Source organism: Jannaschia aquimarina (genome assembly GCF_000877395.1).
Lineage (GTDB): Bacteria > Pseudomonadota > Alphaproteobacteria > Rhodobacterales > Rhodobacteraceae > Jannaschia > Jannaschia aquimarina.
The window spans coordinates 1-26,379 of the sequence record NZ_JYFE01000018.1; the positions used below are offsets into that span (position 1 = coordinate 1).

Annotated in this window: 24 protein-coding genes and 1 pseudogene; 14 read left to right on the plus strand and 11 right to left on the minus strand. The window is 66.1% G+C overall.

The annotated features are described in order from the left end of the window. Nucleotides 1-39 precede the first annotated feature (39 nt). Nucleotides 40-237, minus strand: a pseudogene (locus jaqu_RS04015) (IS5/IS1182 family transposase); the annotation flags it as partial. A gap of 456 nt (nt 238-693) precedes the next feature. On the opposite strand from jaqu_RS04015, the gene jaqu_RS04020 reads away from it, so the two are divergent. The 4 genes from jaqu_RS04020 to uvrC all read left to right on the plus strand — a co-directional run bounded on the left by jaqu_RS04020 (nt 694) and on the right by uvrC (nt 5,560). Beyond that, nucleotides 694-1,479, plus strand: a complete 786-nt coding sequence (locus jaqu_RS04020) for a S49 family peptidase (RefSeq protein WP_236687780.1) — start codon at nt 694-696, stop codon at nt 1,477-1,479. A 187-nt stretch (nt 1,480-1,666) separates the two neighbouring features. Continuing rightward, nucleotides 1,667-2,593, plus strand: coding sequence for a calcium/sodium antiporter (locus jaqu_RS04030; RefSeq protein ID WP_043917666.1), 927 nt, complete (start codon nt 1,667-1,669; stop codon nt 2,591-2,593). Further along, nucleotides 2,590-3,369 carry an SDR family oxidoreductase gene (locus tag jaqu_RS04035; protein WP_043917667.1) on the plus strand — a complete coding sequence of 260 codons (780 nt, stop codon included), beginning with the start codon at nt 2,590-2,592 and terminating at the stop codon, nt 3,367-3,369. Before jaqu_RS04030 ends, jaqu_RS04035 begins: the two co-directional genes overlap by 4 nt. Nucleotides 3,370-3,682: 313 nt before the next feature. Further along, nucleotides 3,683-5,560, plus strand: a complete 1,878-nt coding sequence (gene uvrC, locus jaqu_RS04040) for an excinuclease ABC subunit UvrC (RefSeq protein WP_043917668.1) — start codon at nt 3,683-3,685, stop codon at nt 5,558-5,560. A gap of 72 nt (nt 5,561-5,632) precedes the next feature. Here uvrC and jaqu_RS20465 read toward each other — a convergent pair whose 3' ends face one another. After that, nucleotides 5,633-7,438 (minus strand): calcium-binding protein, encoded by a 1,806-nt coding sequence (locus jaqu_RS20465; RefSeq protein WP_052500766.1) that lies wholly within the window; start codon nt 7,436-7,438, stop codon nt 5,633-5,635. 250 nt (nt 7,439-7,688) lie between these two features. Continuing rightward, entirely contained in the window at nt 7,689-8,132 is a 444-nt protein-coding gene (locus jaqu_RS04050) for a hypothetical protein (protein ID WP_043917669.1), read from the minus strand. A gap of 216 nt (nt 8,133-8,348) precedes the next feature. Here jaqu_RS04050 and pgsA point away from each other — a divergent pair, with 216 nt between their 5' ends. Genes pgsA through jaqu_RS04065 form a run of 3 tightly spaced genes read left to right on the plus strand, consistent with a single transcriptional unit; the run spans nt 8,349 to nt 9,714 of the window. After that, the gene (gene pgsA / locus jaqu_RS04055) at nt 8,349-9,029 is read left to right on the plus strand and encodes a CDP-diacylglycerol--glycerol-3-phosphate 3-phosphatidyltransferase (protein WP_043917670.1); all 681 of its coding nucleotides are present in this window, start codon (nt 8,349-8,351) and stop codon (nt 9,027-9,029) included. Next, on the plus strand, nt 9,026-9,277 hold the full coding sequence (gene moaD, locus jaqu_RS04060) for a molybdopterin converting factor subunit 1 (RefSeq protein WP_084629356.1): 252 nt from the start codon (nt 9,026-9,028) through the stop codon (nt 9,275-9,277). Before pgsA ends, moaD begins: the two co-directional genes overlap by 4 nt. Then, nucleotides 9,277-9,714 carry a molybdenum cofactor biosynthesis protein MoaE gene (locus jaqu_RS04065; RefSeq protein WP_043917671.1) on the plus strand — a complete coding sequence of 146 codons (438 nt, stop codon included), beginning with the start codon at nt 9,277-9,279 and terminating at the stop codon, nt 9,712-9,714. The genes moaD and jaqu_RS04065 overlap by 1 nt, the downstream gene beginning before the upstream one ends. Nucleotides 9,715-9,822: 108 nt before the next feature. Here jaqu_RS04065 and jaqu_RS04070 read toward each other — a convergent pair whose 3' ends face one another. The 3 genes from jaqu_RS04070 to jaqu_RS04080 all read right to left on the minus strand — a co-directional run bounded on the left by jaqu_RS04070 (nt 9,823) and on the right by jaqu_RS04080 (nt 13,710). Continuing rightward, complete coding sequence (locus tag jaqu_RS04070; protein WP_043917672.1) at nt 9,823-11,883, minus strand: peptidoglycan -binding protein; 2,061 nt, start codon at nt 11,881-11,883, stop codon at nt 9,823-9,825. 3 nt (nt 11,884-11,886) lie between these two features. Next, complete coding sequence (locus jaqu_RS04075; RefSeq protein WP_043917673.1) at nt 11,887-13,077, minus strand: biopolymer transporter ExbB; 1,191 nt, start codon at nt 13,075-13,077, stop codon at nt 11,887-11,889. Nucleotides 13,078-13,188: 111 nt separating this feature from the next. Next, entirely contained in the window at nt 13,189-13,710 is a 522-nt protein-coding gene (locus tag jaqu_RS04080; protein ID WP_043917674.1) for a gamma-glutamylcyclotransferase, read from the minus strand. 65 nt (nt 13,711-13,775) lie between these two features. Between jaqu_RS04080 and jaqu_RS04085 the strand changes: the two genes are divergently transcribed. Continuing rightward, nucleotides 13,776-14,750: a DUF2125 domain-containing protein gene (locus tag jaqu_RS04085; protein WP_043917675.1), complete on the plus strand. Its 975-nt coding sequence runs from the start codon at nt 13,776-13,778 to the stop codon at nt 14,748-14,750. On the opposite strand, the gene jaqu_RS04090 is transcribed toward jaqu_RS04085, so the two are convergent. From jaqu_RS04090 to gloB, 4 genes are all read right to left on the minus strand, one after another. Beyond that, nucleotides 14,731-15,621 (minus strand): M23 family metallopeptidase, encoded by an 891-nt coding sequence (locus jaqu_RS04090; RefSeq protein WP_043917676.1) that lies wholly within the window; start codon nt 15,619-15,621, stop codon nt 14,731-14,733. The two genes, jaqu_RS04085 and jaqu_RS04090, sit on opposite strands and share 20 nt — an antisense overlap. A gap of 263 nt (nt 15,622-15,884) precedes the next feature. Continuing rightward, nucleotides 15,885-16,295, minus strand: a complete 411-nt coding sequence (locus jaqu_RS04095) for a sulfotransferase domain-containing protein (protein ID WP_161793820.1) — start codon at nt 16,293-16,295, stop codon at nt 15,885-15,887. A 214-nt stretch (nt 16,296-16,509) separates the two neighbouring features. Further along, entirely contained in the window at nt 16,510-18,846 is a 2,337-nt protein-coding gene (clpA, locus tag jaqu_RS04100; protein ID WP_043917678.1) for an ATP-dependent Clp protease ATP-binding subunit ClpA, read from the minus strand. 152 nt (nt 18,847-18,998) lie between these two features. After that, the gene (gloB, locus tag jaqu_RS04105) at nt 18,999-19,817 is read right to left on the minus strand and encodes a hydroxyacylglutathione hydrolase (protein ID WP_236687782.1); all 819 of its coding nucleotides are present in this window, start codon (nt 19,815-19,817) and stop codon (nt 18,999-19,001) included. A gap of 158 nt (nt 19,818-19,975) precedes the next feature. Between gloB and jaqu_RS04110 the strand changes: the two genes are divergently transcribed. Continuing rightward, nucleotides 19,976-20,716 (plus strand): class I SAM-dependent methyltransferase, encoded by a 741-nt coding sequence (locus jaqu_RS04110; RefSeq protein ID WP_043917679.1) that lies wholly within the window; start codon nt 19,976-19,978, stop codon nt 20,714-20,716. A gap of 31 nt (nt 20,717-20,747) precedes the next feature. On the opposite strand, the gene jaqu_RS04115 is transcribed toward jaqu_RS04110, so the two are convergent. Further along, a complete protein-coding gene (locus tag jaqu_RS04115) occupies nt 20,748-21,050 on the minus strand; it encodes a CBU_0592 family membrane protein (protein WP_043917680.1) in 303 nt (100 codons plus the stop codon). Nucleotides 21,051-21,438: 388 nt separating this feature from the next. Between jaqu_RS04115 and jaqu_RS04120 the strand changes: the two genes are divergently transcribed. From jaqu_RS04120 to jaqu_RS04140, 5 genes are read left to right on the plus strand one after another with little or no spacing between them, the layout of a single operon-like run. Next, a complete protein-coding gene (locus tag jaqu_RS04120; protein ID WP_236687784.1) occupies nt 21,439-22,032 on the plus strand; it encodes a F0F1 ATP synthase subunit delta in 594 nt (197 codons plus the stop codon). Nucleotide 22,033: 1 nt separating this feature from the next. Continuing rightward, nucleotides 22,034-23,575 carry a F0F1 ATP synthase subunit alpha gene (gene atpA, locus jaqu_RS04125; protein ID WP_043917681.1) on the plus strand — a complete coding sequence of 514 codons (1,542 nt, stop codon included), beginning with the start codon at nt 22,034-22,036 and terminating at the stop codon, nt 23,573-23,575. Nucleotides 23,576-23,595: 20 nt separating this feature from the next. Next, complete coding sequence (locus jaqu_RS04130) at nt 23,596-24,465, plus strand: F0F1 ATP synthase subunit gamma (RefSeq protein ID WP_043917682.1); 870 nt, start codon at nt 23,596-23,598, stop codon at nt 24,463-24,465. A 15-nt stretch (nt 24,466-24,480) separates the two neighbouring features. After that, nucleotides 24,481-25,899 (plus strand): F0F1 ATP synthase subunit beta, encoded by a 1,419-nt coding sequence (gene atpD / locus jaqu_RS04135; RefSeq protein WP_043917683.1) that lies wholly within the window; start codon nt 24,481-24,483, stop codon nt 25,897-25,899. A 1-nt stretch (nt 25,900) separates the two neighbouring features. After that, complete coding sequence (locus jaqu_RS04140) at nt 25,901-26,314, plus strand: F0F1 ATP synthase subunit epsilon (protein WP_043917684.1); 414 nt, start codon at nt 25,901-25,903, stop codon at nt 26,312-26,314. Nucleotides 26,315-26,379: the final 65 nt, after the last annotated feature.

Here is a 26,379-nt window from a genome sequence, read left to right on the forward strand (position 1 = left end):
AGGATGACCTCAGACCGTAGCTTCCGTCAGTGTCCAATTTCCGGGGAGCACCTCAAACTCCAAGGTCTGGATCGCAGCGTCGCTATATTGCGGCTGCCGGTTTCGCTTGCCAGTTGCTGGCGGCACCCAGACGATCTCTGGATCGAACCAGATCTTCAGGGAACCGCGCTGCTTCACCGCCTTGTTGTAGGCCGGCCAATTCTCGGTCTTGTAACTCGGCGGGATGGATCTGCTTATGCAGAACATCTAACACACTGGATTCAAGTGATTAATCCAGCTCCAGCTCAGCGTATTAGAGCCCTTCACTATGACAGAGTGGATGAGGCTCGCCCGGTCACTGGGTCGGGCTTGACCAGACCTGATCCATAACAGGATATTCGCTGGGCAAGTCGCCAGTCGTAAGTCAACGGTAATCACGATAGCGGGCGCAATCCGACCCACCTCGGTCCCTGCGCAGTTCGTCAATGCAGGGTTCTCGGCCCATGAATTGGTGCCTGACGAAGTCCTGTGAATTTGAGGCCCGAGAGGCTGCATCTACTCGCTAGCACGTCAGCCTGACGACAGCTCGCCGAGGTCCGGCGCGTCGGGCAATCCGATCACCATTCCGCGCTTTGGCGAAGGCGCCGCCTTGTCGCCTGCCGCCGGCAGCCATAGATCGCGCCCATGCGTTTGCCTGCCCCCATCGAACGACGAATGGACCGTTACAAGTCCGTTTCTGTCATCTCGCTATCCGGCCTCATCGCGGCGGGTCCACGGGGATTGAACCTCGAGAATGTCGGCCCGTTGCTGGCGCGCGGGTTCAGGAAACGTGGGACGGTTGCCGTGGCGCTCAGGCTCAATTCGCCCGGCGGATCGCCAGTGCAATCCTCTCTCATTGGCGCGGCCATCCGGCGCCTCGCGGATGAGATGCAGCTTCCAGTCCACGCTTTCGTCGAGGATGTCGCCGCGTCCGGGGGGTATTGGCTCGCCGCGGCAGCCGACGACATCTGGCTGGACGAAAGCTCGATCACGGGGTCGATCGGCGTGATTTCGGCGGGGTTCGGGTTCGCGGATGCGATCGACAAGATCGGCGTGGAACGGCGGGTTCACACCGCCGGCGAAGACAAGTCACTGCTGGACCCGTTCAGACCCGAGCGAGCCGAGGACGTGGACCGGCTCAAGGCGATCCAGGAGCGGATTCACAAGACCTTTATCCAGCACGTAAGCGACCGCCGTGGCGATCGCCTCGATCAGAGTCGCGATCTCTTCACGGGTGAGATTTTCGTCGGACAGGATGCCGTGGACGCGGGACTCGCGGACGGGATCGGACATCTGGTGCCGAAGATGAAGGAACTCTATGGGGAGAAAACGCGCTTTCGGATCCTGAGCCGCCGGCGCCCGCTCCTGGCGCGGCTGATGCCGAATGCCGGCGAGGGGCTGGTCACGTCCGCGCTGGCCGCGATGGACGAGCGCAGTCTGCGCGCCCGCCTCGGTCTCTGAGGGAAGGACGGCATCGTGATCGTCAAGATCGTCACCCTGTTTCTGATCGGCATGGCCGTGCTTGCGATGTTCGGACGGCTTCGCCTTCCTGGCACACCAAAGGCGGGCCTGCCGCGCAAATGCAAATCCTGCGGTGCCCCGCGCGTCGGTCGCGGTCCTTGCCCCTGCGGAAAGGGCTGAGCCCGTCATGATCATCGAATTTGCCAGCGTGGCTGTCGGCCTGCTGATCCTGATTTTTGCAGGAGACGCACTCGTCAAGGGCGCCGTCAATCTTGCGCTGCGGCTCGGGTTGCCTGCCCTCGTGGTCAGTCTGACGGTCGTGGCGTTCGGAACGTCGGCCCCAGAACTCCTGGTCAGTGTGCAGGCCGTGATCGACGGTGTTCCGGGGCTCGCGCTGGGCAACGTGGTCGGGTCGAACACGGCGAATGTCCTTTTGGTGCTCGGGGTGCCTGCACTGATCGCGACGTTGCACACCTCCAACTGCGAAACGCGCAAGGACTACGCCTACATGGTCGTCGCGAGCCTGATCTTCATCGCGCTCTGCTTCTCCGGGTCGCTCGTCTGGTGGAACGGCCTGATCCTCCTGTCCGTGTTGGTGGCGATCCTTCTGGCCACCTTTCTTTCCTCGCGCGGGGCAGAGGATGAGGTCGAGGGGGCGGATGACAGCCTTCCAGGTTGGAAGCTGACCACCTTCCTCGTTCTCGGTCTCATCGGTTTGCCCCTTGGGGCCAGCTTGCTGGTCGACGGGGCGAGCGAAATCGCGCGAGCGTTCGGGGTGACCGAAACGGTGATCGGTCTGACGCTGGTCGCAATCGGAACCTCGTTACCGGAACTGGCGACCACCGTCATGGCCGCGATCCGGAGACACGCGGACGTGGCGCTGGGAAATGTCATCGGCTCTAACCTGTTCAACCTGACGGCGATCGTCGGGATCACCGTTCTGGTCGGTCCGATCCCGGTCGAGGAGTCCTTCTTGCGGCTCGACCTGTGGATCATGCTCGGCGCGACCGCGCTGCTGATCCCGTTCGTCTTCCTCAGGCAGGATATCACACGCCTCTGGGGCATAGGTCTCTTTGCGATCTACGTCGCTTACCTGGTCCTGGTGCTCGTATGAGGGCGCTCGTCACCGGGGGCGGGGCGCGCCTCGGCGCCGCGATGGCCGAAGAGTTGGCGGCTCTCGGCTTCGACGTCGCGGTGCATTTCTCGCGGTCTGAGGGCGGCGCGAAAACGACGCGGGATCGCATCCGGAGGACTGGGCGATCTGCCGAAACGATACAATGCGATCTCCTGGACCTCGACGCGGCAGGCGACCTCGTTCCGCAGGCCGCGGATCTGCTGGGCGGTCCGCTGACGCTCTTAGTGAACAACGCTTCGATCTTCGAGCATGACGACATCGACAGCGCGACCACCGAAAGCTGGGATCGGCACATACGGTCGAACCTTCAAGCGCCGTTCATCCTGACGCAGCATTTTGCACGTCAGGTGCCCGGCCCGGTCGAGGATGAGAATGGAGAGCCCCTTGCCACGGCAATGGTTGTGAACATGGTCGATCAGCGGGTTCGAAAGCTGACGCCCGAGTTCATGACCTACACGTTGGCCAAGGCGGGCCTGTGGACGTTTACGCAGACCTCCGCGCAGGCCTTGGCGCCTCGCGGCATTCGTGTGAACGCGATCGGCCCGGGACCGACCATGCAAGGGGCGCGTCAGTCACCGGCGCATTTCGCTGCCCAGAGGGCGGCCACGATCCTTGGCCGCGGTGCGGATCCGCAAGGGATCCGCGATGCACTGCGCTATCTCGTCGGCGCGCGCTCCGTGACTGGACAGCTGATCTGCGTCGATGGCGGCCAGCATCTCGCATGGCAGACCCCGGACGTTCTGGGCGTCGAATAGGCGATCGGACCTTCCCCAAGGGCAGAGTACCGCTGGATTTCTCCACTCCCGCGTTGGATCGGAGCGGCTCGTTCATAATTTCTTAGGGATTTGAGGCAGATGAGCACTGCATTTGAAACAGATCAAGGAAATCATGGACTTAATTTTTTTTCCGGCGCCTTACAATGTGGCGAATTCATGACAAGGGCCTTGATGGGCAAGGTCGAGGCGAATCCACCCCCAGCTTTATCCACAGGGCTTTCCACTTATCTGGGGGCGGGCGGCCCCTTGCAACGCAAACACGGGTGAGGCAGCCCCGGACAGGGAATCGGAGATGACGTCGGATAGTTCGGAGAGCAGGGCGGCGGTCCCGACGGGGCCGGATGTCATCAAGCGGTTCTGGCGCAAGCTGGATGCGTCGCCGGGTGTCTATCGCATGCTCGATGCCGAGAGCCGCGTCCTTTATGTCGGCAAGGCCCGCAACCTGAAAGCGCGGGTGGCGAATTACACTCGGCTTCAGGGGCATTCGCCACGCATCCGCCGGATGATCCAGGACACCGCGTCGATGATGGTCCTGACGACGAACAGCGAGCTCGAAGCGCTGCTGCTCGAACAGAACCTCATCAAGCAACTCAGGCCGCGGTACAACGTGCTGCTGCGCGACGACAAGTCGTTCCCGAACATCGAGATCACGCGCGCGCATGCGTTCCCGCAGATCCGCAAGCACCGGGGCCGCAAGGGCGATCGGAACACCTATTTCGGCCCCTTCGCCAGCGCGGGGGCCGTGAACCGCGTTCTGAACCAACTCCAGCGCGTCTTCCTGCTTCGCAACTGCTCGGACAGCGATTTCGAAGGGCGGACCCGGCCCTGCCTCAACTACCAGATCAAGCGGTGCAGCGCGCCCTGCGTCGGGTTCATCAGCCCCGAAGACTATCGCGAGTCGGTCAGGGATGCCGAGCGGTTCCTGCGTGGCGAGACCACCGATATTCAGGAGCGTCTTGCCCACGACATGGAGCAGGCCGCCGCCGAGATGGAGTTCGAGCGGGCCGCCGCGCTTCGGGACCGCATCAAGGCGATGACGAATGTGCAATCGACCCAGGGTGTGAACCCGCAGGGCGTGGCCGAGGCGGATATCATCGGCCTGCACATGGAAGGCGGGCAGGCCTGCATCCAGGTCTTCTTCATCCGTGCGAACCAGAATTGGGGCAATCGCGATTTCTACCCGAAAGTGGCGGAAGACATGTCCCCGACCGAGGTCATGGAAGGGTTCGTCGGTCAGTTCTATGACGACAAGGAGCCTCCGCGCATGCTCCTGCTGAGCCACGGCATCGAGGATGGCGATCTGATGATCGACGCCTTGTCCGAAAAGGCCGGCCGGAAGGTGCAGATCCTTGTGCCGCAGAGGGGCGAGAAGTTCGACCTCGTCCAGAGCGCCGTCCGGAATGCGCGCGAAAGTCTCGGCCGCAAGATGTCAGAGAGTGCGACCCAAGCCAAACTCCTGGACGGGATCCGGGAGGCGTTCGGGCTGGACGCCGCGCCCCGGCGGATCGAGACCTACGACAACTCCCACATACAGGGCAGCCACGCCGTTGGCGCGATGATCGTTACCGGTCCGGAAGGCTTCGAGAAGTCCCAGTATCGCAAGTTCAACATCCGCGGTGACGAACTCACGCCGGGCGACGACTTCGGCATGATGAAGGAGGTCCTGACCCGACGCTTCAAGCGCCTCCTCAAGGAAGATCCGGACCGCAGCGGTGAGACCTGGCCGGATCTCCTGCTGATAGATGGCGGTGCGGGGCAGGTCGGCGCGGTGGTGTCCATCATGAAGGAGCTGGGCGTGGCCGACATCCCGATCGTCGGCGTTGCCAAGGGCGTCGACCGCGACCACGGCAAGGAAGAGTTCCACCGCCCGGGTGCGCGTCCGTTCGCCCTGCGCCGTAACGATCCGGTGCTCTATTTCGTGCAGCGGATGCGGGACGAGGCGCATCGCTTCGCCATCGGCACGCACCGGGCGAAACGCGCGAAGGCGCTCGTCGCCAATCCGCTGGACGAGGTTGCCGGCGTCGGTCCCGGACGGAAGCGGGCGCTCCTGCAGCATTTCGGAAGCGCCAAGGCCGTCTCGCGCGCCGCTCTGGCCGATCTGAAATCAGTCGATGGGATCAGTGACGCTTTGGCCGAGGCGATCCACCGCCACTTCCACGAACGCGGCTAGGTCCCGCCTAGAGGGCCGAAACGCGACCGGCGGCCGTTGCGGCCGCCGGTCCGGTTCTGGCGATCGAGACGCTCAGAGGAACAGTTCTGCCTCGATTGTTTCGGCGGACGTGTTCCGAACGAGGATGCTGCCTCCATCGTATTCGATCAGGGCACCCCGATCCGTATCGGTCACGGTGATGCCGGGGTCGGCATTATCGGAACCGGTATCGATGCGGATCGAGTCGTCGTCGGCATCGAAGCCCTTGATGATGTCGGCCCCCTCGTCCTCGGTCGAGCGGAAGACGAAGGTGTCTTCGCCCTTCCCGCCCTTCAGCGTGTCGTCACCGGCGCCGCCCGTGATCGTGTCGTCTCCGCTGCCGCCCTTGATCCTGTCGTTGCCGGCACCGCCGTCGATCACGTCGTGACCTTTTCCGCCAAAGGCTCTGTCGTTGCCGTCGCCACCTTCGATGGTGTCGTCGCCCTTGCCGCCTTTCAGCCTGTCGTCACCTTCGCCGCCGGACATTTCGTCATGGCCGCCATTTCCCTTGAGCCGGTCGTCGCCTGCCCCGCCGGACAGCGCGTCGTCTCCGCCGCGACCCCGGATCGCATCGTCGCCATCCGTGCCGCTCAGAACATCGTCCGCGGAGGTGCCCTTAAGGTTGACCGGCTCTGCCGGCTCTTCGGTCACGACGCCTTCGGACGAGACCGAGAAAGTGACCTCCTCGACCGCGCCGTCGCGGCTGTCATCAGCGAGCCAGGAGTTGAAAGTGACGACGATCGAGCCGTCTTCGAGCTGCGCCAGCGTCGGATCGGCCTGATCGCCATCGGTCCCTTCGTGAATGCGGATCTCCTCGCTTTCGGGCCGGCCGTCCTCGTCGAAGAAACGAATGTAGATATCGCTCAGATTGGCGTCCTCGGGTCGATCCTTCCAGGCGACCGCGAATCCGCCGCCGTCGAGGACCAGTATCTGGGGATCGCCCTGATAGCCCGAATCCGAGTCCGTGACCTTGATCGGGTCCCCGCTCGCGTTTCCGTCCCGGTCGAAGACCTGGACCCGGATGTCGTTGTTGCGCGGCGTCGATTTGCCGTCGGGATCGATCATGTAGGCCACGATGAATCCGTCACCGTAGGCGGCGATTTCGGAGTTGGAATGTTCCCAGCCAAAGCTCGCCGTTTCGATCAGGACCTTCGCCGCGCCGTCCTTGGTGCCATCCGCGTTGAAGAACTGGCCAAGCAGGGGGATGTCCTTGCCGCTCTTGCTGGTATCTCCGAAGGTCACGACATAGCCGCCATCCGCGAACCCGAAGACGTCCTGGACATGGGTCAGCTTCTTCGCGTCGTCATTGACCTGCACTTCGCCGCCGACCTTGCTTCCGCTTTCGTCGAAGCGCTGGAGGAAGATGTCCCGCTCGGTGGCGAGACCCTGTTGCGCCCGGCCGGTGACGTCGCCTTGCCAGGTCACGACGAAGCCGCCGTCGGGCAGGCTGTCGACCGACGGCATGTAGCCGAAGCTGGCGAAAGCGTCGTCGTTCACGGTCACGAGGCCGCCGACCTTTCCTCCGTCCTGGTCGAGGATCTGAAGCTTGAAGTCGCCGGGCCGGCCGAGGACGTCGTTGCCGTCCTTCCAGACCAGCGCGATGTTCCCGTTCGCCAGAAGCGTCATGTCGGGCTGCATCTGCTTGTTGACGTCCGAGACGACGATCTCGCCGCCGACCGCGTTGCCGTTCGCGTCGTATTTCCGGCCAAGCAGCGTGTCCGTCCGTCCGTCGAGAGGGCTGTTCTCCCAGACGATGAAGTATCCGCCATCCGGCGTCGCGATGACCTGGGTCCCGTCCTTGAAAGAGCCCGTTGAGGCGCTGACGGTCTCTTGCGGTGACATCTGATCCAGAGGGGACATTGCGACTCCTTTCCAAAGAATGCGGCGCGGAGAGAGCAGTCTCCGCGCATCCAAATGTGGACAAAACCTGCCGGACCCGTGGCCCGACGGCCGCAACCTGCCGCCGGGTCGTGACGGGGAATTGGCGCAAATCGGGCCGCTTCAGAGCCTATTGGACGCGCACGCGATGCCAGTTCGGCTCGCGCGGTATCTTTGTTCCCGGAGGTGTTGTGGGCTGTCGGGCCCTATGCCGTGCGGTCGCTGCCGGCCGTTACCGCCACTGCATGCAATCCCAGCCGACAAGCTCGGTGGTCTCATCTAACGCGGCGGCCTCGATCGTGCCGCCGGCGAGATACGCGGCATAGAGCACGCCGTCCCCGCCATACATCCGGTCGAGCTGGGGACCGGACTTGTCCTTCAGCAATGCGATGGCACGACCGTCTTCCGAGAAGGTCATCATGTCGGCGACGATGCTGTCGGAGTTTTCGATGGTCGTGTTTTTCCGCGGAAACGAGTACACCGACAGGACACCGCCCATCGGTGGCAGGTTGCGCGTGTTCGTGAGACCCTGGCCGGACTCGATCCGGCGTTCATGGATGTCCATCATCAGCGTCGAGCGGATCACGCCGGTCCGGAACTCCACCAGACCCGTGAGACAATCCCCCTCCTGTGCCTGGACGGGCTGGCCCAGCGCGAGAAATCCAAGGAGTGCCATTCGACCGATAGGGCCCATATCGAACCTCGTTATACTTATCGTCTCCAATATGAAGGAGAATTCGGCGGATTTGAGGGATATTGCAGGCACCTTCGCGACGATCCGCCGGGATCACGATGGCATGCCCGTCCCGGGTGGGTCGCGACGCCGCAACAGCGCGGCGGGGGCACGGCATCGGGGATGGAACGCCCAACGGAACCCCGCTAAGTCAGGCAAATGACTTGGACCGTGCCGAACATCCTCACGCTGATCCGCCTGCTGGCGGCGCCGGGTGTGGCCGTGATGTTCCTGTTCTTCGCGCGACCCTGGGCGGATTGGTTCGCGCTCTTGCTGTTCGTGTCGGCGGCCGTGACCGACTGGTTCGATGGCTACATCGCTCGGGAGTGGAACCAGGCGACCAAGCTGGGGGCGATGCTGGATCCGATCGCGGACAAGGCGATGGTCGTGATCGCGCTTTGCGTGATCACCGGCTTTTCGGGGATGAATCCATGGTTCCTCCTGCCCGCGACCGTGATCCTCTTCAGAGAGGTTTTCGTCAGCGGTCTCAGAGAGTTCCTGGGTGATGTCGCTGGCGTTCTGAAGGTGACCCCGCTGGCGAAGTGGAAGACGACGGCGCAGATGGTCGCGATCGCCGTCCTGTTCGCCACGGGGGTGTTCCAACACGAGTTTCTCGACCGGACGCAGGGGATGGACGGGGCCATGGTCGGCAGCGTCCTGTCCGGTGCGCAGGAGGATACGTCCGGCGTCCTGCTCTATTATCGGCTGGAGATCGTGACTTGGTGGACGGGCACCGTGCTTCTCTGGGTGGCGGCGGGGTTAACCGCTTGGACTGGTTGGGATTATTTCACGAAAGCGTTGCCGCATCTGCGCGACAAGCCGAGTGGGGGGCAGGCATGACGATCAGAGTGCTCTACTTCGCCTGGCTGCGCGAGCGGATCGGAAAGGGGCGCGAGGAGGTGGCAACCGAGGCGGACACGGTTGCTGATCTGGTCGAAGAGTTGAAGGCGCGCGAGGAGCGCTATGCCTTTGCTTTTTCAGACCTTTCCTCCGTTCGCGTCGCGCTGGACCAAGAGATGGCGCCGCTTGATGCGCCGCTGACGGGGGTGCGGGAGGTGGCGTTCTTCCCGCCGATGACGGGGGGCTGATGCGCCGGGTTCTGGTCCAGGAGGAGGATTTCGACTTGGCGGCCGAGGCGTCGCGGCTTGAATCCACAGGGGCCGGGGCGGTCGTGACCTTTACCGGGATCGTGCGCGACATCGAAGGCGGCCTGCGGCACATGGAGTTGGAGCACTATCCGGGCATGACGCTCAAGGCTTTGGAATCGCACGCGGAGTCCGCCTGTGAGCGATGGCCTCTCTCGGGTGTGACGATCATCCATCGCTACGGAAAGCTGGCGCCGGGGGCGCGGATCATGATGGTCGGTACGGCCTCGGCGCATCGGGTGGCGGCCTTCGAGGCGGCGGAGTTCCTGATGGATTGGCTCAAGTCACGGGCCCCTTTCTGGAAGAAGGAAGTGACCGCCGACGGCGCGGAATGGGTCGCCGCAAAAGATGAGGACGAGGCGGCGCTCGACCGCTGGTAGCCTTTAACCTTTCGGCCCGAACCAGCGTTAACCCGTGTGCCCCCCCCCGTGCACCCCCCGTGCAGACACAGATGCACGGATGGCGGCGTTAACTTTCTGTGCCCGTCTCTATCGCTCAGTCAGCTTGAGCTCGATCCGTCGGTTGCGGGCGCGGGCCTCGGCCGTATCGCCGAAGGCGACGGGGCGAAATTCGGCGAAGCCGGTCGGAGCCAAGCGCGAGGGCGGGACGCCTAACTCGTCTGTCATGAAGCGGACGACAGACAGGGCACGGGCTTGGCTCAGTTCCCAGTTGTCGGCATAGCGGGCGCCGGGGTTCAGGGGGATGTCGTCGGTATGGCCGTCCACGCGGAGGACCCAGTCGATGCCCGGCGGAATCTCGTCGGCGACGTCGAGGATGACGTCCGCCACCTGCGCAACCTGAGCGCGCCCTTCGGGACGGAGTTGGGCCGCACCGGGATCGAACAGCACCTCGGAAGAGAAAACGAAGCGGTCGCCCACGATCTCGACTCCTTCGCGGTCGCCCAGAACCTCGCGCAGCTGTCCGAAGAATTCCGAAGCGTAGCGTTCGAGGCGCTCGGCCTCTTGCTCCAGACGGCGGCGCTCCGCCTCCTCCAGTTCGCGGGCGCGGCGTTCCTCGGCGGCGGCCTGGGCGAGGGCGGTGTTCAGCCGTGAGCCCAGCGCGGTGATCTCGACGCGGTTCTCCGCATCGCGGGCTTCGGAGGCTTCGAGAAGGCCGTTCAATTCGCCCAATTGGGCGCGCAACTCGGCGACTTGCCGATTGAGGAGGGCCGCCTCGCGCCGGGCCTCCTCGCGCGCGCCTTCGGTCCGGGCAAGTTCTTCGCGGGCCGTGGAAAGCAGGGCATCGGCGCGCTGCTGGGCCGTCAGGGCGCTGGCGGCCTGTTCCTGACTGCGGGCCTGGTTGGCGAGGGCGTTGGCCAGCTCGTCGCGCAGATCGTCATTGGCGGCCTCCAGTGCGAGGCGATCGGCAAGCGCGGAGGCAAGACGGGCCTGCACCTCTTCGCTGGATCCCGCGTCGCGGCGCAACGCGGCGAGCTCGGCTTCAAGCTGGGCGATGCGCGCCTCCGCTTCCGTGCGGGACGAAGCATCGCTCTCGACACGTTCGAGCCGCGACAGAGCTTCGGCCAATCGCGCATTCAGCGACTCCGTCTCGTCCTGTGCGCTGTCGCGGCCCGCCAATGCTTCGTCCCGTTCGGCGAGCGCAAGGGCGAGGCGGGCATCCAGATCGTCGCTCGCGCTTTCGGCGGCGGCCAGAAGGGTCAGCGTCTCTTCGGCAGCGCGGCGCTGTTCCTCCAGCGCCAGGGTCATGGCGGTCAGTTCGGCGTCGGCGTCCTGGAGGCGGGCGCGCAGGGCCTCGGCTGCGGCGGCCTCGGTCAGGCGGGCGGCTTCCTCGTCCGAGAGCCGCGTCTCGGCCTCGGCCAGCCGGTTCTGAAGGGCCTGTGCGGCGGCGGCTTCGGCGAGGCGCGCGGCCTCTTCCTCGGAGAGCGCGCCCTCCAACTCGTCTACGCGAGCGGTCAGGTCGGCGGTCTGTCCCTCGCTGGTTTCGAGGGCCGCAAGGGTCCGGGCGAGCGAAGTCTCGCGAGTTGCCGCCTCTGTCCGCATCTCGTCGAGCAGGCCCTGCAGGGCTTCGCGCCGGGCGGCGGCGAGGCGCGCCTGCTCGGCCGCCTCGTCGATTTCGGTCCGGGCCGTGGCAAGCGCGGTTTCCAGCGCGGAACGTTCGTCGGTGATCGCCGCGATCGTATCCTGCGCCCCGGACAGTGCGCCTTCGAGATCGGCGTTGCGCGACAGGAGGCCCGCGACCTGTTCCTCGAACGAGGCGACCCTTGCATCCAGTTGCTCGGTCCGCCGGTTCAGAGTCGCGATCAGCGTCGCCTGCGCGTCGCGCTGATTGCCCAACTCGCGCACCTGCTGACCCAGATTGGCGGCGCGGGCGCGTTCGAGGCCCAGCGCCTCTGACAGGTCGGCCACCTGCTCGCCCAGTTCGGTCAACTCGCTGTCCTGGCCGGTGATCACGTCCGAGAGGATGAACTGCACGATCATGAAGATCGACAGGACGAACATCAGCACCAGCAGCAGCGCCGTCATCGCGTCCACGAAGCCCGGCCAGGCATTGGCCTCGAAGCGCTGTCCGCTGCGGCGGCGCAGGGCCATGGGTTATTCCCCCGGCTCGGGCGTGCCGTCGGCGATACGCGCCAGCTTGCGCATGGCGCGGGTCAGGGCACCGATATCGCCGCGCAGATCGTCCAGCGCGGCCTGACGGCCCTGCTGGACCTCTTCGAAGACCTTCAGAAGCTGCACGTCGATGGAGCGCAGGCGCATCCGGCTTTCGGCATCCAGCCCGCCATCGCCGGCGGCCATGGTCTGACCGTTGCCCGCCATCGCCTCGATCAGCGCTTCCTGCCCGTCGGCCACCCGCTGGAGCGCCTCGGATACGGCGTCGCCGTCGCGTTCCGCCAGCGTGCCCACGGCATCGGCCAGCGACGACAGGCGGCTGTCGGCCAGAAGTCGCCCCTCCTCGGCCTTGTGGAACATGTCCTGAAGCTGCTCCATCTGGTAGTTCATGTGGTCGAGCACGGCGGCGAGCGAATACTGGTCGATGGTCTCGCCGTCGCCCACCAGGCCGATGCGGGTGATCGAGCCCAGCCAATCCTCCAGCTCGCGGTAGAAGCGGTTCTGGCCGTGGCCGGCGAAAAGCTCCAGCAGGCCGACGACCAGCGAACCGGCGAGGCCCAGAAGCGAGGATGCGAAGGCGGTGCCCATCCCGGCGAGCTGTTCCTCGAGCCCGCCGATGAGGCGCGAGAAGACGGCGATGGAGGATTCGTCGCCCTGCGGGTTCAGGCTGCGGATCGTGTCGACGACGGCCGGCACGGTGGTCGCGAGGCCCCAGAACGTGCCCAAAAGGCCCAGAAAGATCAGCGTGTTGACGATGTAGCGCGTGATGTCGCGCGCCTCGTCCAGCCGCTGTGCGACCGAGTCGAGGATCGATCGGGAGGATGTCGCGCTGATCTGGCTGCGCTGGGTCCGGGTGCGCAGCATCACCGCGAGCGGTGCAAGCAGGCCGGGCGGGCGGCTGAGGCTTGCCGAGTCCTCCTTCTCGGCGAAGCCCTCGATCCAGGATACCGAAGAGGTCAGTTGCAGCACCTGCGCGAAGCAGGCCAGCACGCCGAGCACGAAGACCAGGACGATCGTTCCGTTCAGCCACGGGTTCGCCGTGAAGATGGGCGCGACCGAAGGGTAGGCGAGGTAGACCCCTCCGCCCACGAGACCGAGGACCGCCAGCATCTGGACGATCTGACGGATCGGCTGCGAGAACTGAGTCTCTGACTTAACGGCGGCCTGTGCCATATGTACCCTCGTGCCCGGGTTGCTCCCAGGTCCTGGCGGCGACGGTAGCGGGCCGGGAGGGGGGCCGTCCAGCGGGCACGCGCTGCGCCGCCGCGTCTGTTGCAGGCGGGTCTACCGTGCGTCGCGGACCAGCCGGGTCAGACGGTCGATATCGGGGTCGTGGATGTCGTGCGACGCCAGGGCGTCGGCGGTGTTGTGCAGGTATTCGGTGTTCGGACCGCGGCCCCCGTGGGCGCGGGCGATGATCCGGGCCTGTTCCTCCAGCGAGAGGTCGGCGGCGTATTGGCGGTGGGTCGTGTCGACGACATAGGCCACCGCCTGCACGTCTCCGTCCGGTGTGGCCAGGCGAAGCTGGCGCTCGTGATAGGCGGACGAGACCAGTTCCCGCTCGCGCAGACCGGCGAGCGCCGGTTCCGGATCGGCGGCGCGCAGAGCCAGCCCCTCGCAGACGACGTCGGCCGCCGGTTCCAGCGCGAGGACTAGCCCCGGTTCCGCTTCGGTGCCGCGATGATGGATCGACCACATGCAGAAGCGGCGGCGATAGCCCGTCAGGCGTGCGGGCCGCGTCTCGGCCACATCGAAGCCCGCGTTCCAGATGAGCGAGCCGTAGCCGAAGACCCAGAGTTCCGTCATGCGCTGTCCTTTCGCCCCCCGGCGCGGGGGGATAGAGGGGGCAAGGCGGGAAGGAAAGGTGTCCCATGGTGCGATGGCTGTTGATCCTGACGCTGGTCCTCTCCGCGCTCTGGGGCGGATGGTGGGTCGTGGGCTCCGCCGGGCTGGACCGGGGGCTGCGGGCCGGGATCGAGGCGGCGCGGGCGGATGGTTGGCAGATCGACTATGCCGACCTCAGCGTCTCGGGCTTTCCGAACCGGTTCGACACCACGGTGACCGAGCCGGAGGTGACCGCGCCGGGCGGCGGTTTGGCGTGGTCGGCGCCGTTCCTGCAGGTCTTCGCGCTGAGCTACCGCCCCAACCACGTGATCGCCGTGGCGCCCGACAGCCAGAGCCTGACGCTGGGCGGGCGCGAGATCGCGGTCACCACGTCCGATCTGCGTGGATCCGTGGTGGTCGCGCCGTCGCCCGACCTGCCATTGCAGCGCGCGCAGGTGCAGGGGGCCGATCTGGTCGCCGGCCGCTGGGTCGAGGCGCGGGCGCTGCGCGGGGCGATCCGCGAGGCGGAAGCGGGTGGCTACGATGTCGCCGCGGGGGTCGAGGGGCTGGTCCTGCCCGCCTCGATGCGCGCGGCGCTGGCGGGGGATGCTCTGCCAGAAGCGATCGGCGCGCTGACCTTCGACGCCTCGGTAGATCTGGACCGGCCCATCGACCGTCACCTCCGGTCCGCGCCGGGTCTGCGCGCGATGGCGCTGCGGGACCTGACCTTGCGCTGGGGGCCGCTGGATCTGGCGCTGACGGGCGATCTTCGCGCGGGACCGGGCGGGCTGGCCGAGGGCGATCTGACATTGGAAATCGCGGACGTGGCGGCGCTGGACCTGTTGGCCGGACCCAGCATCCCGGCCGAGCGGATCGACCTGATCCGGAGCTTCCTGTCGGCCTACACCGTCCCCGACCGCCCCGGTGCTGCACGCGTGCCGCTGGCGGTTACCGGGGGTGTCGTCTCGCTGGGGCCGGTGCCGATCCTGGCGCTTCCGCCGCTCAGCGTACCTGGATCGTGACCTCACGAGCGTCGATCCGGGTTCCGTCGCGGATCAGGTGGATCGTGCCTGCGTAGCCACCGGCAGGCCAACCTTCGGGGGGCGCGCGCCGTCCGGCCGCGCGGTAGACCTGCGCCTGCGTGCGGGTCAGCGTCTCGGAATGGTCGAACATACGTCCGTCGGGGCCGTCGATGGCGAACTCCATGACGTCGCCCTCGCGGCCACCGAACAGCAATGCCCAGATCACCAGCGCATCCGTGGGGGCCAAGCGGTCCGCATCTGCGGTGCCCGCCTGAACGTCGGCATAATCGGGCACCTCCGGCGCGAACCCGACCGAGAGCAGTCCGCCGGGCTGGTAGGCGGGCGGCTCGGTCCAGAGACCCGCGATGTAGGGATCGACGACCTCTCCGTCGCGGCGGACGACGATTTCGACATGGGGAAACTCTGTCGCGCCCGTCATGCCGATCCGCCCCAACGGTTGGCCGGCGACGACGACATCGCCCGGCGCGACCATCAGGCCCGGAGCGAGGTGGCAAAGCTGCGTCGTCACGCCCTCTCCGTGGTCGATCACCAGGCCGTTGCCGCAATCCTGACCCTCGGGAAACGCCCCACCGGGCACGTCGTCCCGCGCGCGCAGGACGGTCCCGTCTGCGGGGGCGATGACCGGAGGCGCGTCGTCCAGCGCCTCCAGGTCGGCAACGCGGAAATCGGTGCCGTCATGGCCGTCATAGGAAAGCGGACCGCCGGTGAAATCCGCGACGCCGGGGCCGGGATCGGCATCCGGGTATTGCTGGACGAAGCAGGTGCGGCCCAAATCGCAGTCGAGCGGCGGGCGCAGCATCTCGGCGCAGGCGGGCGCGGCGAGCAGGAGGAAGGGCAGGGCAAGGCGCATGTGCGGAAGATAGGGCGCGGGACGACGTCGTCGCGCATGGCCGGGCGGGTTGGCTCTTGGAGGGGGCGAGGTTCCAGCAGGTCGGCGACGCGGGCAAACGGCCCCGTCAGGTCGCGGGCCATGTCGGCACTGTGGAACAGGGCCAGTCTGGGCCGGTCGGTCCGGGCTGCCACCTCGTGGTGGCGAACGATGTGGGCGAACGATGTGGGGTCGAAGTCGAGAAAGCGGCGGAAGGTGACGCCTGCGCCATCGTCTTAGGGATATCAGTGATCGAAGATCCGCAGGGGTATGTCGCGCATGTGCGCGCGGCAGGAGACATGCGCATCGAGCGGGTAGCGGAAGACGCAGAGATATCGTGCGTGCGCGTCCAGCGGCAGCCTGTCGAGCGGCGTGGGGCTTTTCAGACAGCGACGAGAGCGCATCGCGGAGCGCCGCGCGGCGACCTCGGGCATTTCGCGCAGGCGGACGTCGATCCATGGCATCTTGATCGTGAGTCGGGTCTCGATCTCCGGGTCTGCGGAGAACGGCAGCGCGACGATGGTCTGTATTTGGGTCGTCCCGCATTTCGGCGGGGTCACGACGATGACGTCATCCGGGCGGATCTCGACCTGGTCCCATCGCCTGCTGTCGTTAAGCGGACCGAGATAGAGCGTGCGGCCCGGCATGTCGGGCATCCCTCCAGAAGGCGGTGTTGCCATGAGAAGCTTAACCGCAGCCTGTGGCAATGGGCCGGTCCATCAAAACGGGAGGGGATGGCGGCGGGAGGGAGGACGGCACACGGACGCGTGGTAGTGATGCCCGGCGATCGACTGTCTTTCGTGTCCGCAGGTCGGCTCTGACAAGAAAGGGGCCCCGCAGGGCCCCTTCATGCGTTTCGTGTGGTCCGCCTCAATCCGCCGTCAGCAGGGGCGGACGTTTGTTGGTCAGCTTGCGGGCGCCGGGCTCTTCGATGCGGAGCTCCAGCTCGCCGGCCTTGACGCCGACCTTGACCACGCCGCCCTTGGCGAGCTTGCCGAAGAGCAGTTCCTCGGCCAGCGGCTTCTTGACGTGTTCCTGGATCACGCGGGACAGCGGCCGCGCCCCCATCTTGTCGTCGTAGCCCTTGTCGGCGATCCATTCGGCCGCCGCACGGGTCAGCTCGATCGAGACGCCCCGATCCATGAGCTGCGCCTCGAGCTGGAGGACGAACTTCTCGACTACCTGAAGGATGGTGTCCTTCGGCAGCGGCGCGAAGCTGATGATCGCGTCCAGACGGTTGCGGAACTCCGGCGTGAACGTCCGCTCGATGGCGGCGGTGTCCTCACCCTCGCGCCGGTCGCGACCGAAGCCGAGCGGCGCGCGCGCCGCGTCCGAGGCGCCCGCATTCGACGTCATGATCAGGATCACGTTCCGGAAATCGACGGTCCGGCCGTTATGGTCCGTCAGCTTGCCGTGATCCATCACCTGCAACAGGATGTTGTAGACGTCCGGATGCGCCTTCTCGATCTCGTCGAGCAGAAGGACGCAATGCGGGTGCTGATCCACGCCATCGGTGAGCAGGCCGCCCTGGTCGAAACCGACATAGCCCGGCGGCGCCCCGATCAGGCGCGAGACGGCGTGCTTCTCCATGTATTCGGACATGTCGAAGCGCAGCATCTCGATGCCGAGCGTGTCGGCGAGCTGCTTGGCCACCTCGGTCTTGCCGACGCCCGTGGGGCCGGCGAAGAGGTAGTTGCCGATGGGCTTTTCGGGCTCGCGGAGACCGGCGCGCGACAGCTTGATCGCCGAGGCAAGCGCCTCGATCGCCGGATCCTGACCGAACACCACCCGCTTGAGCGACCCTTCGAGATCCCGCAGCACCTCCTGGTCGTCCTTGGAGACGTTCTTGGGCGGAATGCGCGCGATCTTGGCGACCACGGCCTCGATCTCCTTCACGCCGATGGTCTTGCGGCGCTTGGATTCGGTCACGAGGGCCTGCGCGGCGCCGGCCTCGTCTATGACGTCGATGGCCTTGTCCGGCAGCTTGCGGTCGTTGACGTAGCGCGCCGACAACTCCACCGCCGACTTGATGGCGTCGGCCGTATACTTGATCGAATGGTGATCCTCGAACCGGTCCTTGAGGCCTTTGAGGATCTTGATCGTGTCCTCGACCGTCGGCTCGTTCACGTCGATCTTCTGGAAGCGACGCGACAGGGCGCGGTCCTTCTCGAAATGCTGCCGGAACTCCTTGTAGGTGGTGGAGCCCATGGTGCGCAGCTTGCCGCCCTGAAGCGCGGGCTTCAGCAGGTTCGACGCGTCCATCGCGCCGCCGGACGTCGCGCCGGCACCGATCACGGTGTGGATCTCGTCAATGAAGAGCACCGCATCGGGGTGATCCTCAAGCTCCGTGACGACGGCCTTGAGCCGCTCTTCGAAGTCACCGCGATAGCGGGTGCCCGCCAGCAATGCGCCCATGTCGAGCGAGTAGATCGTGGCGCCGGACAGCACCTCGGGCACCTGTCCCTGCACGATCTTGTAGGCCAGACCTTCGGCGATGGCGGTCTTGCCCACGCCGGGATCGCCCACCAGAAGCGGGTTGTTCTTGCGACGGCGGCAGAGGACCTGGATGCAACGCTCCACCTCGTGCTCGCGCCCGATCAGAGGGTCGACGTCACCCTTGGCAGACTTCTTGTTGAGGTCGACGCAATACTTCGCCAGCGCGCTCTCGCGGTTTTCGGACGGGTTCGGGCCGTTATCGCCCTCGACCGGCATGTCGCCCTCTTCCTCGTCGGCGCCCTGGACCGGACGCGCTTCGCCGAAGGACGGATCCTTGGCGACGCCGTGGGCGATGAAGTTGACCGCGTCGTAGCGCGTCATGTCCTGCTCTTGCAGGAAATAGGCGGCATTCGACTCTCGTTCGGCGAAGATGGCGACGAGCACATTGGCGCCCGTCACTTCCGTCCGGCCAGAGGATTGAACATGGATCGCGGCGCGTTGGATCACGCGCTGGAAGGCGGCCGTGGGAACGGCTTCGGACCCTTCGACGTCGGTGACGAGGGTCGACAGGTCGTCCTCGATGAATTCCTCGACAGTCTGCCGAAGCTCGTCGAGATCAACGCCGCAGGCCTGCATCACGCGGGCAGCGTCGGGTTCGTCGATCAGCACCAGCAGGAGATGTTCGAGGGTAGCGAGTTCGTGGCGCCGCGTATTGGCTTGGGCCAGTGCGGCATGGATGGCCTGCTCGAGGGTATTCGAGAACGAGGGCATGACAGTCCTCCTGCGACTGGAGCGCGACGACGGGAAAGTCCGTAGTCGCATTAGTTTAAGTTTTGGTTGTCACCGCGGAGGCTTCAACCTTTTTCGCATCACATTGCCGCAATGGTCGCAGGCGGTGTGGCCGATGCCCATGAATGCGGCGCTCAAAAGGCGTCCTTGGCCGCGCGAATGGCGGCGAACGTCTCGCTGTCGGATTGCCCTTCCGTGCCGGTCGCCGATTTCAGATCGGGCAGGTGGCAGCGCAAAAAGGGGTTGGTGTTGCGCTCAAGATCCAGGCGGGAAGGGACCGTGGGCTGTCCGGCGGCCAGCAGTGCCTCCATCGCCTCCTGGCGAGAGATAAGCTCGGCGCTGTCCGGTTCAAGCGTCCGCGCGAAGGCGAGGTTGGAGCGGGTGTATTCGTGGCCCGACGCGATCAGCGTCTCGCCCGGAAGGTCGGCGAATTGCGAGAGGCTGGCATGCATCTGCTCGGGCGTGCCCTCGAAAAGCCGCCCGCACCCGCCGGCCATCAGGCTGTCGCCGGTGAAGGCGACGCCCTTGCCGATATAGGCGATGTGACCGTTCGTGTGCCCGGACACGTCCCAGACCGCGAAGCGCGCCCCGCCGAGGGCCACCTCGTCGCCCGGGTCGAGCACATGGTCCAAGGCGGGCAGGCGATGGGCATCGGCGCGCGCACCCCAGGCTTTCGCGCCGGTCGCCGCGCGCAAGGCGTCCACGCCGTCGACATGATCCGGGTGGTGGTGGGTCAGCAGGATGTCGGTGATCGTCCAGCCCATCGCCTCGGCCGCTTCGCGGTAAGGGGCGTCGCGGGCGCAGTCGATGGCCGCGACCCGGTCGCCGGAGCGGGCGAGGAAGCCGTAATTGTCCAGCAGGTCGGGGAAGCGGTCCTTGAGCATCGGGATCACCACCAGCGCGTCCAGCGCGGTGCCGGTCACGTCGAATTCGATCTGGGGCGGCATGGTCATTGGCTCCTCCTGTCCTTGCAGAGGATGGCGGGCCGCGCGGCGGTGGCAAGCGATTTCCCGTCGCGGGGCGTGACGGGATACGCACGGATAGCGGGAAATCCGGCCGGGACCGGCGGCCCGGACTCGTGCGGATGCGGGGAGCGCGCTAAGCCGATGCCATGCATCTCGACGTTCTCGACCTGCGGCACTTCTACTACCGCACCCGGCTGGGTCGGGCGGCGCAGAAGGCGATCCGCGATCGGCTGACGGCGATGTGGTCGGACACCAAGGGGCAGACGGTGGCGGGGTTCGGCTTTGCAGTGCCCCTGCTGAGACCCTTCCTGAAGGATGCGCGCCGGGTCATCGGTCTCATGCCGGGCCAGCAGGGCGTGATGCACTGGCCGGCCGGAATGGCGAATGTCTCGGCGCTCTGCGAAGAGACGGCCTGGCCACTGGAGACGGGCGCGGTGGACCGGCTTGTCCTGCTTCATGGGCTGGAGACCTCGGAGAACCCGTCCCATCTTCTGGACGAATGCGCCCGGGTGCTGGGTCCCGGAGGACGGGCGGTGATGGTGGTGCCGAACCGGTCGGGCCTCTGGGCGCGGAGCGAGAAGACGCCCTTCGGCTTCGGCCGGCCCTATTCGCTGGGCCAGCTCGAAGCGCAGACGAAGGCGGCAGGGTTCATTCCCGAGCGTCACTACGCCGCGCTGTTCGGGCCGCCGAGCGCGCGGAACTTCTGGCTCCGCTCCCACGGGGTGATGGAGCGGGTGGGCCAGCGGATCAGTCATTCCGGGGGCGGGGGCGTGATCCTGCTGGAAGTGTCCAAGCAGGTGCCGGCACGGCCGCGCAACGGATTGGCCGAACGGGTGCGGCGGCCCCTGCAGGTGCTGGAAGGTGTCGCGGAACCGACGCCCGCGTGACGGGCGCCGGGCGAGTGCCCGTCCGGAATCGTCAGGGGAGCGGGCTGAGCCGCTCGGACGGCAGGATCGGGCGCGGACGGAACAGCCGCGTGATGACGCCCCAGAAACTGACCACGATCCAGAACAGCTGGATCGCAAGCGCTGCGAGATTGAACTCGCCGGCGAGGCTCAGGAGGACGAGAAAGGCCGCCCCGATGTTGAGCACGTAGTAGGTGACCATCTCCGACGACAGGACGCGCGACGTCAGCAGCGCGAAGTTCGTCATGTAGAGACCGGCCCCGGCGATGCCGAGCATCTGCAGGATCGGCGGTGAAAGATCGAAATAGGCAATCATGAACACACACTCCGGGCGGGGTGCGGGACAACGGCCCCGCAGGTTACTGAGCGTCACCTAGCCGGAGGCGCGGTTTCCAAAAAGTGCGGGAATCCACACTTTCGGGCTGAGAGGCGCGCTTTTTTCGGTCTTGCTGGCCCCGGATCGGGAATCGCCGCATGCCCGGCATTCGTCGTGGTGTCCGCCCCGGCGTCGGGAGACAATGCCGTCCCACCACCCGATGCGGCTGCCGCGCGGCCCGGAACCGGTGGAGCAAGGCGCGAAATGCCGCAACCAAAGCACGACCCACGGTTGGTTGCAGGGCTGAAATCCCTCTGCTAGAGGGTGCGCGATTTCGTGATCCGGGGCGTGTCTCCGGGCTGCGCAAGACGCCCGGACGCAGGGGATCGTGCGGGCGAACGACACGCTGAAAGGGTGCCGCTTGTCCGAAAATGCCTCGATCTCGACCGGGATCGCCGAACGCTACGCTCAGGCGGTCTTCGACCTGAGCCGCGACGGCGGCGATCTCAAGAAGCTGGAAGCGGACGTCACCGCGCTGGACGAGGCGGTGCGTGCCTCCTCCGATCTGCGGGATGTCCTCTCTTCGCCCGTTCTGACCCGAGACGACCAGGCCCGTGCCATGGGTGCCGTGGCCGAGAAGCTGGGTCTGGGCGACACGCTGGCGAACACCCTGCGCCTGATGGCGGCCAAGCGCCGCCTCTTCGTCGTCCCCGCGATGATCGCGCAGCTCAAGGACATGCTGGCCGACGAAAGGGGCGAGGTCACCGCGCAGGTTCGCGCCGCCAAGGCCCTGACCAATGCCCAGACCGACGCGCTGGCCGCCGCGCTCAAGCAATCCACCGGCAAGGACGTCCGCCTGGACGTGACGGTGGACGAAGGGCTGATCGGCGGGCTGGTCGTCCGTCTTGGGTCGCAAATGATCGACACATCCATTCGCGCGAAGCTCAACGCGCTCCAGAACACGATGAAAGAGGTCCGCTGAGATGGCCATCCAGGCAGCCGAGATTTCCGCGATCCTGAAGGATCAGATCAAGAACTTCGGTCAGGAAGCCGAAGTCGCAGAGGTCGGCCGCGTGCTGAGCGTCGGTGACGGCATCGCCCGCGTCTACGGTCTGGACAACGTCCAGGCCGGCGAGATGGTCGAATTCCCCGGTGGCATCCAGGGCATGGCCCTGAACCTCGAGACCGACAATGTGGGCGTCGTGATCTTCGGATCCGACCGCGACATCTCGGAAGGCGACACCGTCAAGCGCACGAATTCGATCGTGGACGTGCCCGCCGGACCCGAACTGCTGGGCCGTGTGGTCGACGGCCTGGGCCAGCCGCTGGACGGAAAGGGCCCCATCGAGGCCAAGGAGCGTCGCGTCGCCGACGTCAAGGCGCCGGGCATCATCCCGCGGAAATCCGTGCACGAGCCGATGGCGACGGGCCTCAAGGCCGTCGACGCCATGATCCCGATCGGCCGGGGCCAGCGCGAGCTGATCATCGGCGACCGCCAGACCGGCAAGACCGCCGTGGCGCTCGACACGATCCTGAACCAGAAGAGCTACAACGACGCCGCCGGCGACGACGAGAGCAAGAAGCTCTACTGCGTCTACGTCGCCGTGGGCCAGAAGCGCTCGACCGTCGCCCAGCTCGTGAAGCGTCTCGAAGAGACCGGCGCCATCGACTACTCGATCGTCGTGGCCGCCACCGCGTCCGACCCGGCGCCGATGCAGTTCCTCGCTCCCTACGCCGCGACGGCGATGGCCGAGTATTTCCGCGACAATGGCAAGCACGCGCTGATCGTTTACGATGACCTGTCGAAGCAGGCCGTCGCCTATCGCCAGATGTCGCTGCTGCTGCGACGTCCGCCGGGCCGCGAAGCCTATCCGGGTGACGTCTTCTACCTCCATTCGCGCCTGCTGGAGCGTTCGGCCAAGCTGAACGAAGAGAACGGCGCGGGCTCGCTCACGGCGCTGCCGATCATCGAGACCCAGGGTGGCGACGTGTCGGCGTTCATTCCGACCAACGTGATCTCGATCACCGACGGCCAGATCTTCCTCGAGACGGAACTGTTCTATCAGGGCATCCGTCCGGCCGTGAACACCGGTCTGTCGGTGTCGCGGGTGGGATCGTCGGCCCAGACGGACGCGATGAAGTCGGTCGCCGGTCCGGTCAAGCTGTCGCTGGCCCAGTACCGGGAAATGGCGGCCTTTGCGCAGTTCGGATCGGATCTGGACGCGTCGACCCAGCGCCTGCTGAACCGCGGCGCGCGCCTGACCGAGCTGATGAAGCAGCCGCAATATTCGCCGCTGACCAACGCGGAGATCGTCTGCGTCATCTATGCGGGCACGAACGGCTATCTGGACGATCTGCCGGTCGGCGAGGTCGGCAAGTGGGAAGACGGCCTGCTGAAATTTATGCGCGGCCAGAAGAAGGACGTCCTCGACTGGATCACCAACGAGGATCCGAAGGTGAAGGGCGACGCCGAAGAGAAGCTGAAGGCGGCCATCGACGAATACGCCAAGACCTACGCCGGCTGATCGCCTGACGGGAGAGAAACATGCCTTCCCTGAAGGACCTCAAGAACCGGATCGAGTCGGTCAAGTCGACCCGCAAGATCACCAAGGCCATGCAGATGGTCGCGGCGGCCAAGCTCCGCCGTGCCCAAGATGCCGCCGAAGCCTCGCGCCCCTACGCGGAGCGGATGAACGCCGTACTCGGCAGCCTCGCCGCGGGCGTGGGCGACAGCGATACGGCGCCCAAGCTGTTGCGCGGCACCGGATCGGATGACGTGCATCTGCTGGTCGTTATGACGGCCGAGCGGGGTCTTTGCGGCGGCTTCAATGCCAACATCGCCAAGCTGGCCCGCTCGCACGCCCAGAAGTTGCGCGGGCAGGGCAAGACGGTGAAGATCCTGACCGTCGGCAAGAAAGGCCGGGACGCGCTGCGGCGCGACCTGTCCGACCTGTTCATCGGCCATATCGATTTCTCCGACGTCAAGCGGATCGGCTACGGCGACGCCAGCAAGGTGGCCGCCGACGTGCTGAGCCGCTTCGATGCGGGAGAGTTCGACGTCGCGACGATCTTCTTCTCGCGCTTCGAGAACGTGGTCAGCCAGATCCCGACTGCCCAGCAGGTCATCCCGTTCGACGTCCCCGAGGATGCCGACGCGGACGCGCTCTACGACTACGAGCCCAGCGAGGAGGCCATCCTGGCCGACCTGCTGCCGCGCGGGGTCGCCACGGCGATCTTCTCGGCGCTGCTGGAAAACGGGGCCAGCGAGCAGGGCGCCCGCATGAGCGCCATGGACAACGCCACGCGCAATGCGGGCGAGATGATCGACAAGCTGACCATCGAGTACAACCGCTCACGTCAGGCGGTCATCACCAACGAACTGATCGAAATCATCTCGGGCGCCGAGGCGCTCTGACGAACGGAGAAACCAATGGCAAACGGCAAGGTAACCCAGGTCATCGGCGCCGTCGTCGACGTGCAGTTCGACGGCGACCTGCCCGAGATCCTGAACGCGCTGGAAACCGACAACAACGGCAAGCGCCTCGTGCTGGAGGTGGCCCAGCACCTCGGTGAGAACACGGTCCGCACGATCGCCATGGACGCGACCGAAGGTCTGGTCCGCGGCCAGGAGGTCAAGGACACCGGCGGCCCGATCATGGTCCCCGTGGGCAACGCCACGCTGGGCCGCATCCTGAACGTCATCGGCGAGCCGGTGGACGAAGGCGAGCCGGTGAATGCCGACGAGAAGCGCGCCATCCACCAGGCGGCGCCCGAATTCGCCGAGCAGGCGACCGAGACCTCGATCCTGGTCACCGGCATCAAGGTCATCGACCTGCTGGCGCCCTATTCCAAGGGCGGGAAGATCGGCCTCTTCGGCGGTGCCGGCGTGGGCAAGACCGTTCTGATCATGGAACTGATCAACAACATCGCAAAGGTGCACTCGGGCTATTCCGTGTTCGCCGGCGTGGGCGAGCGGACGCGCGAGGGCAACGATCTCTATCACGAGATGATCGAGTCGAACGTCATCAAGCCCGACAATCTGTCCGAGAGCCAGGTCGCCCTGGTCTACGGCCAGATGAACGAGCCTCCGGGTGCCCGCGCCCGCGTCGCGCTGACCGGCCTTACCCTGGCCGAGCAGTTCCGCGACCAGTCGGGGACGGACGTTCTGTTCTTCGTCGACAACATCTTCCGCTTCACGCAGGCGGGCTCCGAGGTGTCGGCACTTCTGGGCCGTATCCCGTCGGCGGTGGGCTACCAGCCGACGCTGGCCACCGACATGGGCGCCATGCAGGAGCGGATCACCTCGACCAAGACCGGCTCGATCACCTCCATCCAGGCCGTCTACGTGCCCGCGGACGACCTGACCGACCCCGCGCCCGCCACGACCTTCGCCCACCTCGATGCCACGACCGTGCTGTCGCGCGCCATCTCGGAGCTTGGCATCTACCCGGCCGTGGACCCGCTCGACTCGACGTCGCGGATCCTCGATCCGTCGATCGTCGGCGAGGAGCATTACCGCGTCGCCCGTGACGTGCAGGGGATCCTTCAGCGCTACAAGTCGCTGCAGGACATCATCGCGATCCTCGGCATGGACGAGCTGTCGGAAGAGGACAAGCTGACCGTGGCCCGGGCCCGGAAGATCCAGCGCTTCCTCAGCCAGCCCTTCGACGTCGCCAAGGTCTTCACCGGTGCGGATGGCAAGCAGGTTCCGCTGGAGGACACCATCGAGTCCTTCAAGGCGGTGGTCGCGGGCGAGTACGATCACCTGCCCGAAGCGGCCTTCTACATGGTCGGCGGCATCGACGAGGTGAAGGCGAAGGCCGAGAAGCTGGCCGCCGAGGCCGCCTGAGATGGCGATGCAGTTCGAACTGGTCAGCCCCGAGCGGCGCCTCGCCTCGACCGAGGCGCAGGCCGTCCGCATCCCGGGCGCCGACGGCGATCTGACGGCGATGGAAGGGCACAGCCCGGTCATCACCTCGTTGCGGCCGGGCATCCTGACTGTCGAGACCGGCTCGGGCGAAGAGAGCTACGCCGTGACCGGCGGTTTTGCCGAGATCGGCGCCGAGGGCACGACCGTCCTGGCCGAGCGGGCTCTGCCGACCGGCGACGTCACGCAGGAGGTCTTTGACGATTGGGTCGCGGATGCCCGCAAGGCCCGTGAAGAGGCGGCGGATGACGGCGTCGACGCGGCGGTGAAGCTGCTCGAGGACATGGTCGCCATGGGGGGGCATATCGGCCTGAACCCCAGCCAGCCGAACCTCTGAGCGACCCGGGCCGTCCGGCCGGAACCGACAGAGAAGAAACGGGCCCCGCATCAACGCGGGGCCCT

What these genes read in the sequence shown, in the direction of transcription:
- jaqu_RS04020 (WP_236687780.1), top strand. Translation starts at nt 694, where the DNA reads ATGGACCGTTACAAGTCCGTTTCTGTCATCTCGCTATCCGGCCTCATC.
- jaqu_RS04030 (WP_043917666.1), top strand. Translation starts at nt 1,667, where the DNA reads ATGATCATCGAATTTGCCAGCGTGGCTGTCGGCCTGCTGATCCTGATT.
- jaqu_RS04035 (WP_043917667.1), top strand. Translation starts at nt 2,590, where the DNA reads ATGAGGGCGCTCGTCACCGGGGGCGGGGCGCGCCTCGGCGCCGCGATG.
- uvrC (WP_043917668.1), top strand. Translation starts at nt 3,683, where the DNA reads ATGACGTCGGATAGTTCGGAGAGCAGGGCGGCGGTCCCGACGGGGCCG.
- jaqu_RS20465 (WP_052500766.1), bottom strand. Translation starts at nt 7,438, where the DNA reads ATGTCCCCTCTGGATCAGATGTCACCGCAAGAGACCGTCAGCGCCTCA.
- jaqu_RS04050 (WP_043917669.1), bottom strand. Translation starts at nt 8,132, where the DNA reads ATGGCACTCCTTGGATTTCTCGCGCTGGGCCAGCCCGTCCAGGCACAG.
- pgsA (WP_043917670.1), top strand. Translation starts at nt 8,349, where the DNA reads ATGACTTGGACCGTGCCGAACATCCTCACGCTGATCCGCCTGCTGGCG.
- moaD (WP_084629356.1), top strand. Translation starts at nt 9,026, where the DNA reads ATGACGATCAGAGTGCTCTACTTCGCCTGGCTGCGCGAGCGGATCGGA.
- jaqu_RS04065 (WP_043917671.1), top strand. Translation starts at nt 9,277, where the DNA reads ATGCGCCGGGTTCTGGTCCAGGAGGAGGATTTCGACTTGGCGGCCGAG.
- jaqu_RS04070 (WP_043917672.1), bottom strand. Translation starts at nt 11,883, where the DNA reads ATGGCCCTGCGCCGCCGCAGCGGACAGCGCTTCGAGGCCAATGCCTGG.
- jaqu_RS04075 (WP_043917673.1), bottom strand. Translation starts at nt 13,077, where the DNA reads ATGGCACAGGCCGCCGTTAAGTCAGAGACTCAGTTCTCGCAGCCGATC.
- jaqu_RS04080 (WP_043917674.1), bottom strand. Translation starts at nt 13,710, where the DNA reads ATGACGGAACTCTGGGTCTTCGGCTACGGCTCGCTCATCTGGAACGCG.
- jaqu_RS04085 (WP_043917675.1), top strand. Translation starts at nt 13,776, where the DNA reads ATGGTGCGATGGCTGTTGATCCTGACGCTGGTCCTCTCCGCGCTCTGG.
- jaqu_RS04090 (WP_043917676.1), bottom strand. Translation starts at nt 15,621, where the DNA reads ATGCGCCTTGCCCTGCCCTTCCTCCTGCTCGCCGCGCCCGCCTGCGCC.
- jaqu_RS04095 (WP_161793820.1), bottom strand. Translation starts at nt 16,295, where the DNA reads ATGCCCGACATGCCGGGCCGCACGCTCTATCTCGGTCCGCTTAACGAC.
- clpA (WP_043917678.1), bottom strand. Translation starts at nt 18,846, where the DNA reads ATGCCCTCGTTCTCGAATACCCTCGAGCAGGCCATCCATGCCGCACTG.
- gloB (WP_236687782.1), bottom strand. Translation starts at nt 19,817, where the DNA reads ATGACCATGCCGCCCCAGATCGAATTCGACGTGACCGGCACCGCGCTG.
- jaqu_RS04110 (WP_043917679.1), top strand. Translation starts at nt 19,976, where the DNA reads ATGCATCTCGACGTTCTCGACCTGCGGCACTTCTACTACCGCACCCGG.
- jaqu_RS04115 (WP_043917680.1), bottom strand. Translation starts at nt 21,050, where the DNA reads ATGATTGCCTATTTCGATCTTTCACCGCCGATCCTGCAGATGCTCGGC.
- atpA (WP_043917681.1), top strand. Translation starts at nt 22,034, where the DNA reads ATGGCCATCCAGGCAGCCGAGATTTCCGCGATCCTGAAGGATCAGATC.
- jaqu_RS04130 (WP_043917682.1), top strand. Translation starts at nt 23,596, where the DNA reads ATGCCTTCCCTGAAGGACCTCAAGAACCGGATCGAGTCGGTCAAGTCG.
- atpD (WP_043917683.1), top strand. Translation starts at nt 24,481, where the DNA reads ATGGCAAACGGCAAGGTAACCCAGGTCATCGGCGCCGTCGTCGACGTG.
- jaqu_RS04140 (WP_043917684.1), top strand. Translation starts at nt 25,901, where the DNA reads ATGGCGATGCAGTTCGAACTGGTCAGCCCCGAGCGGCGCCTCGCCTCG.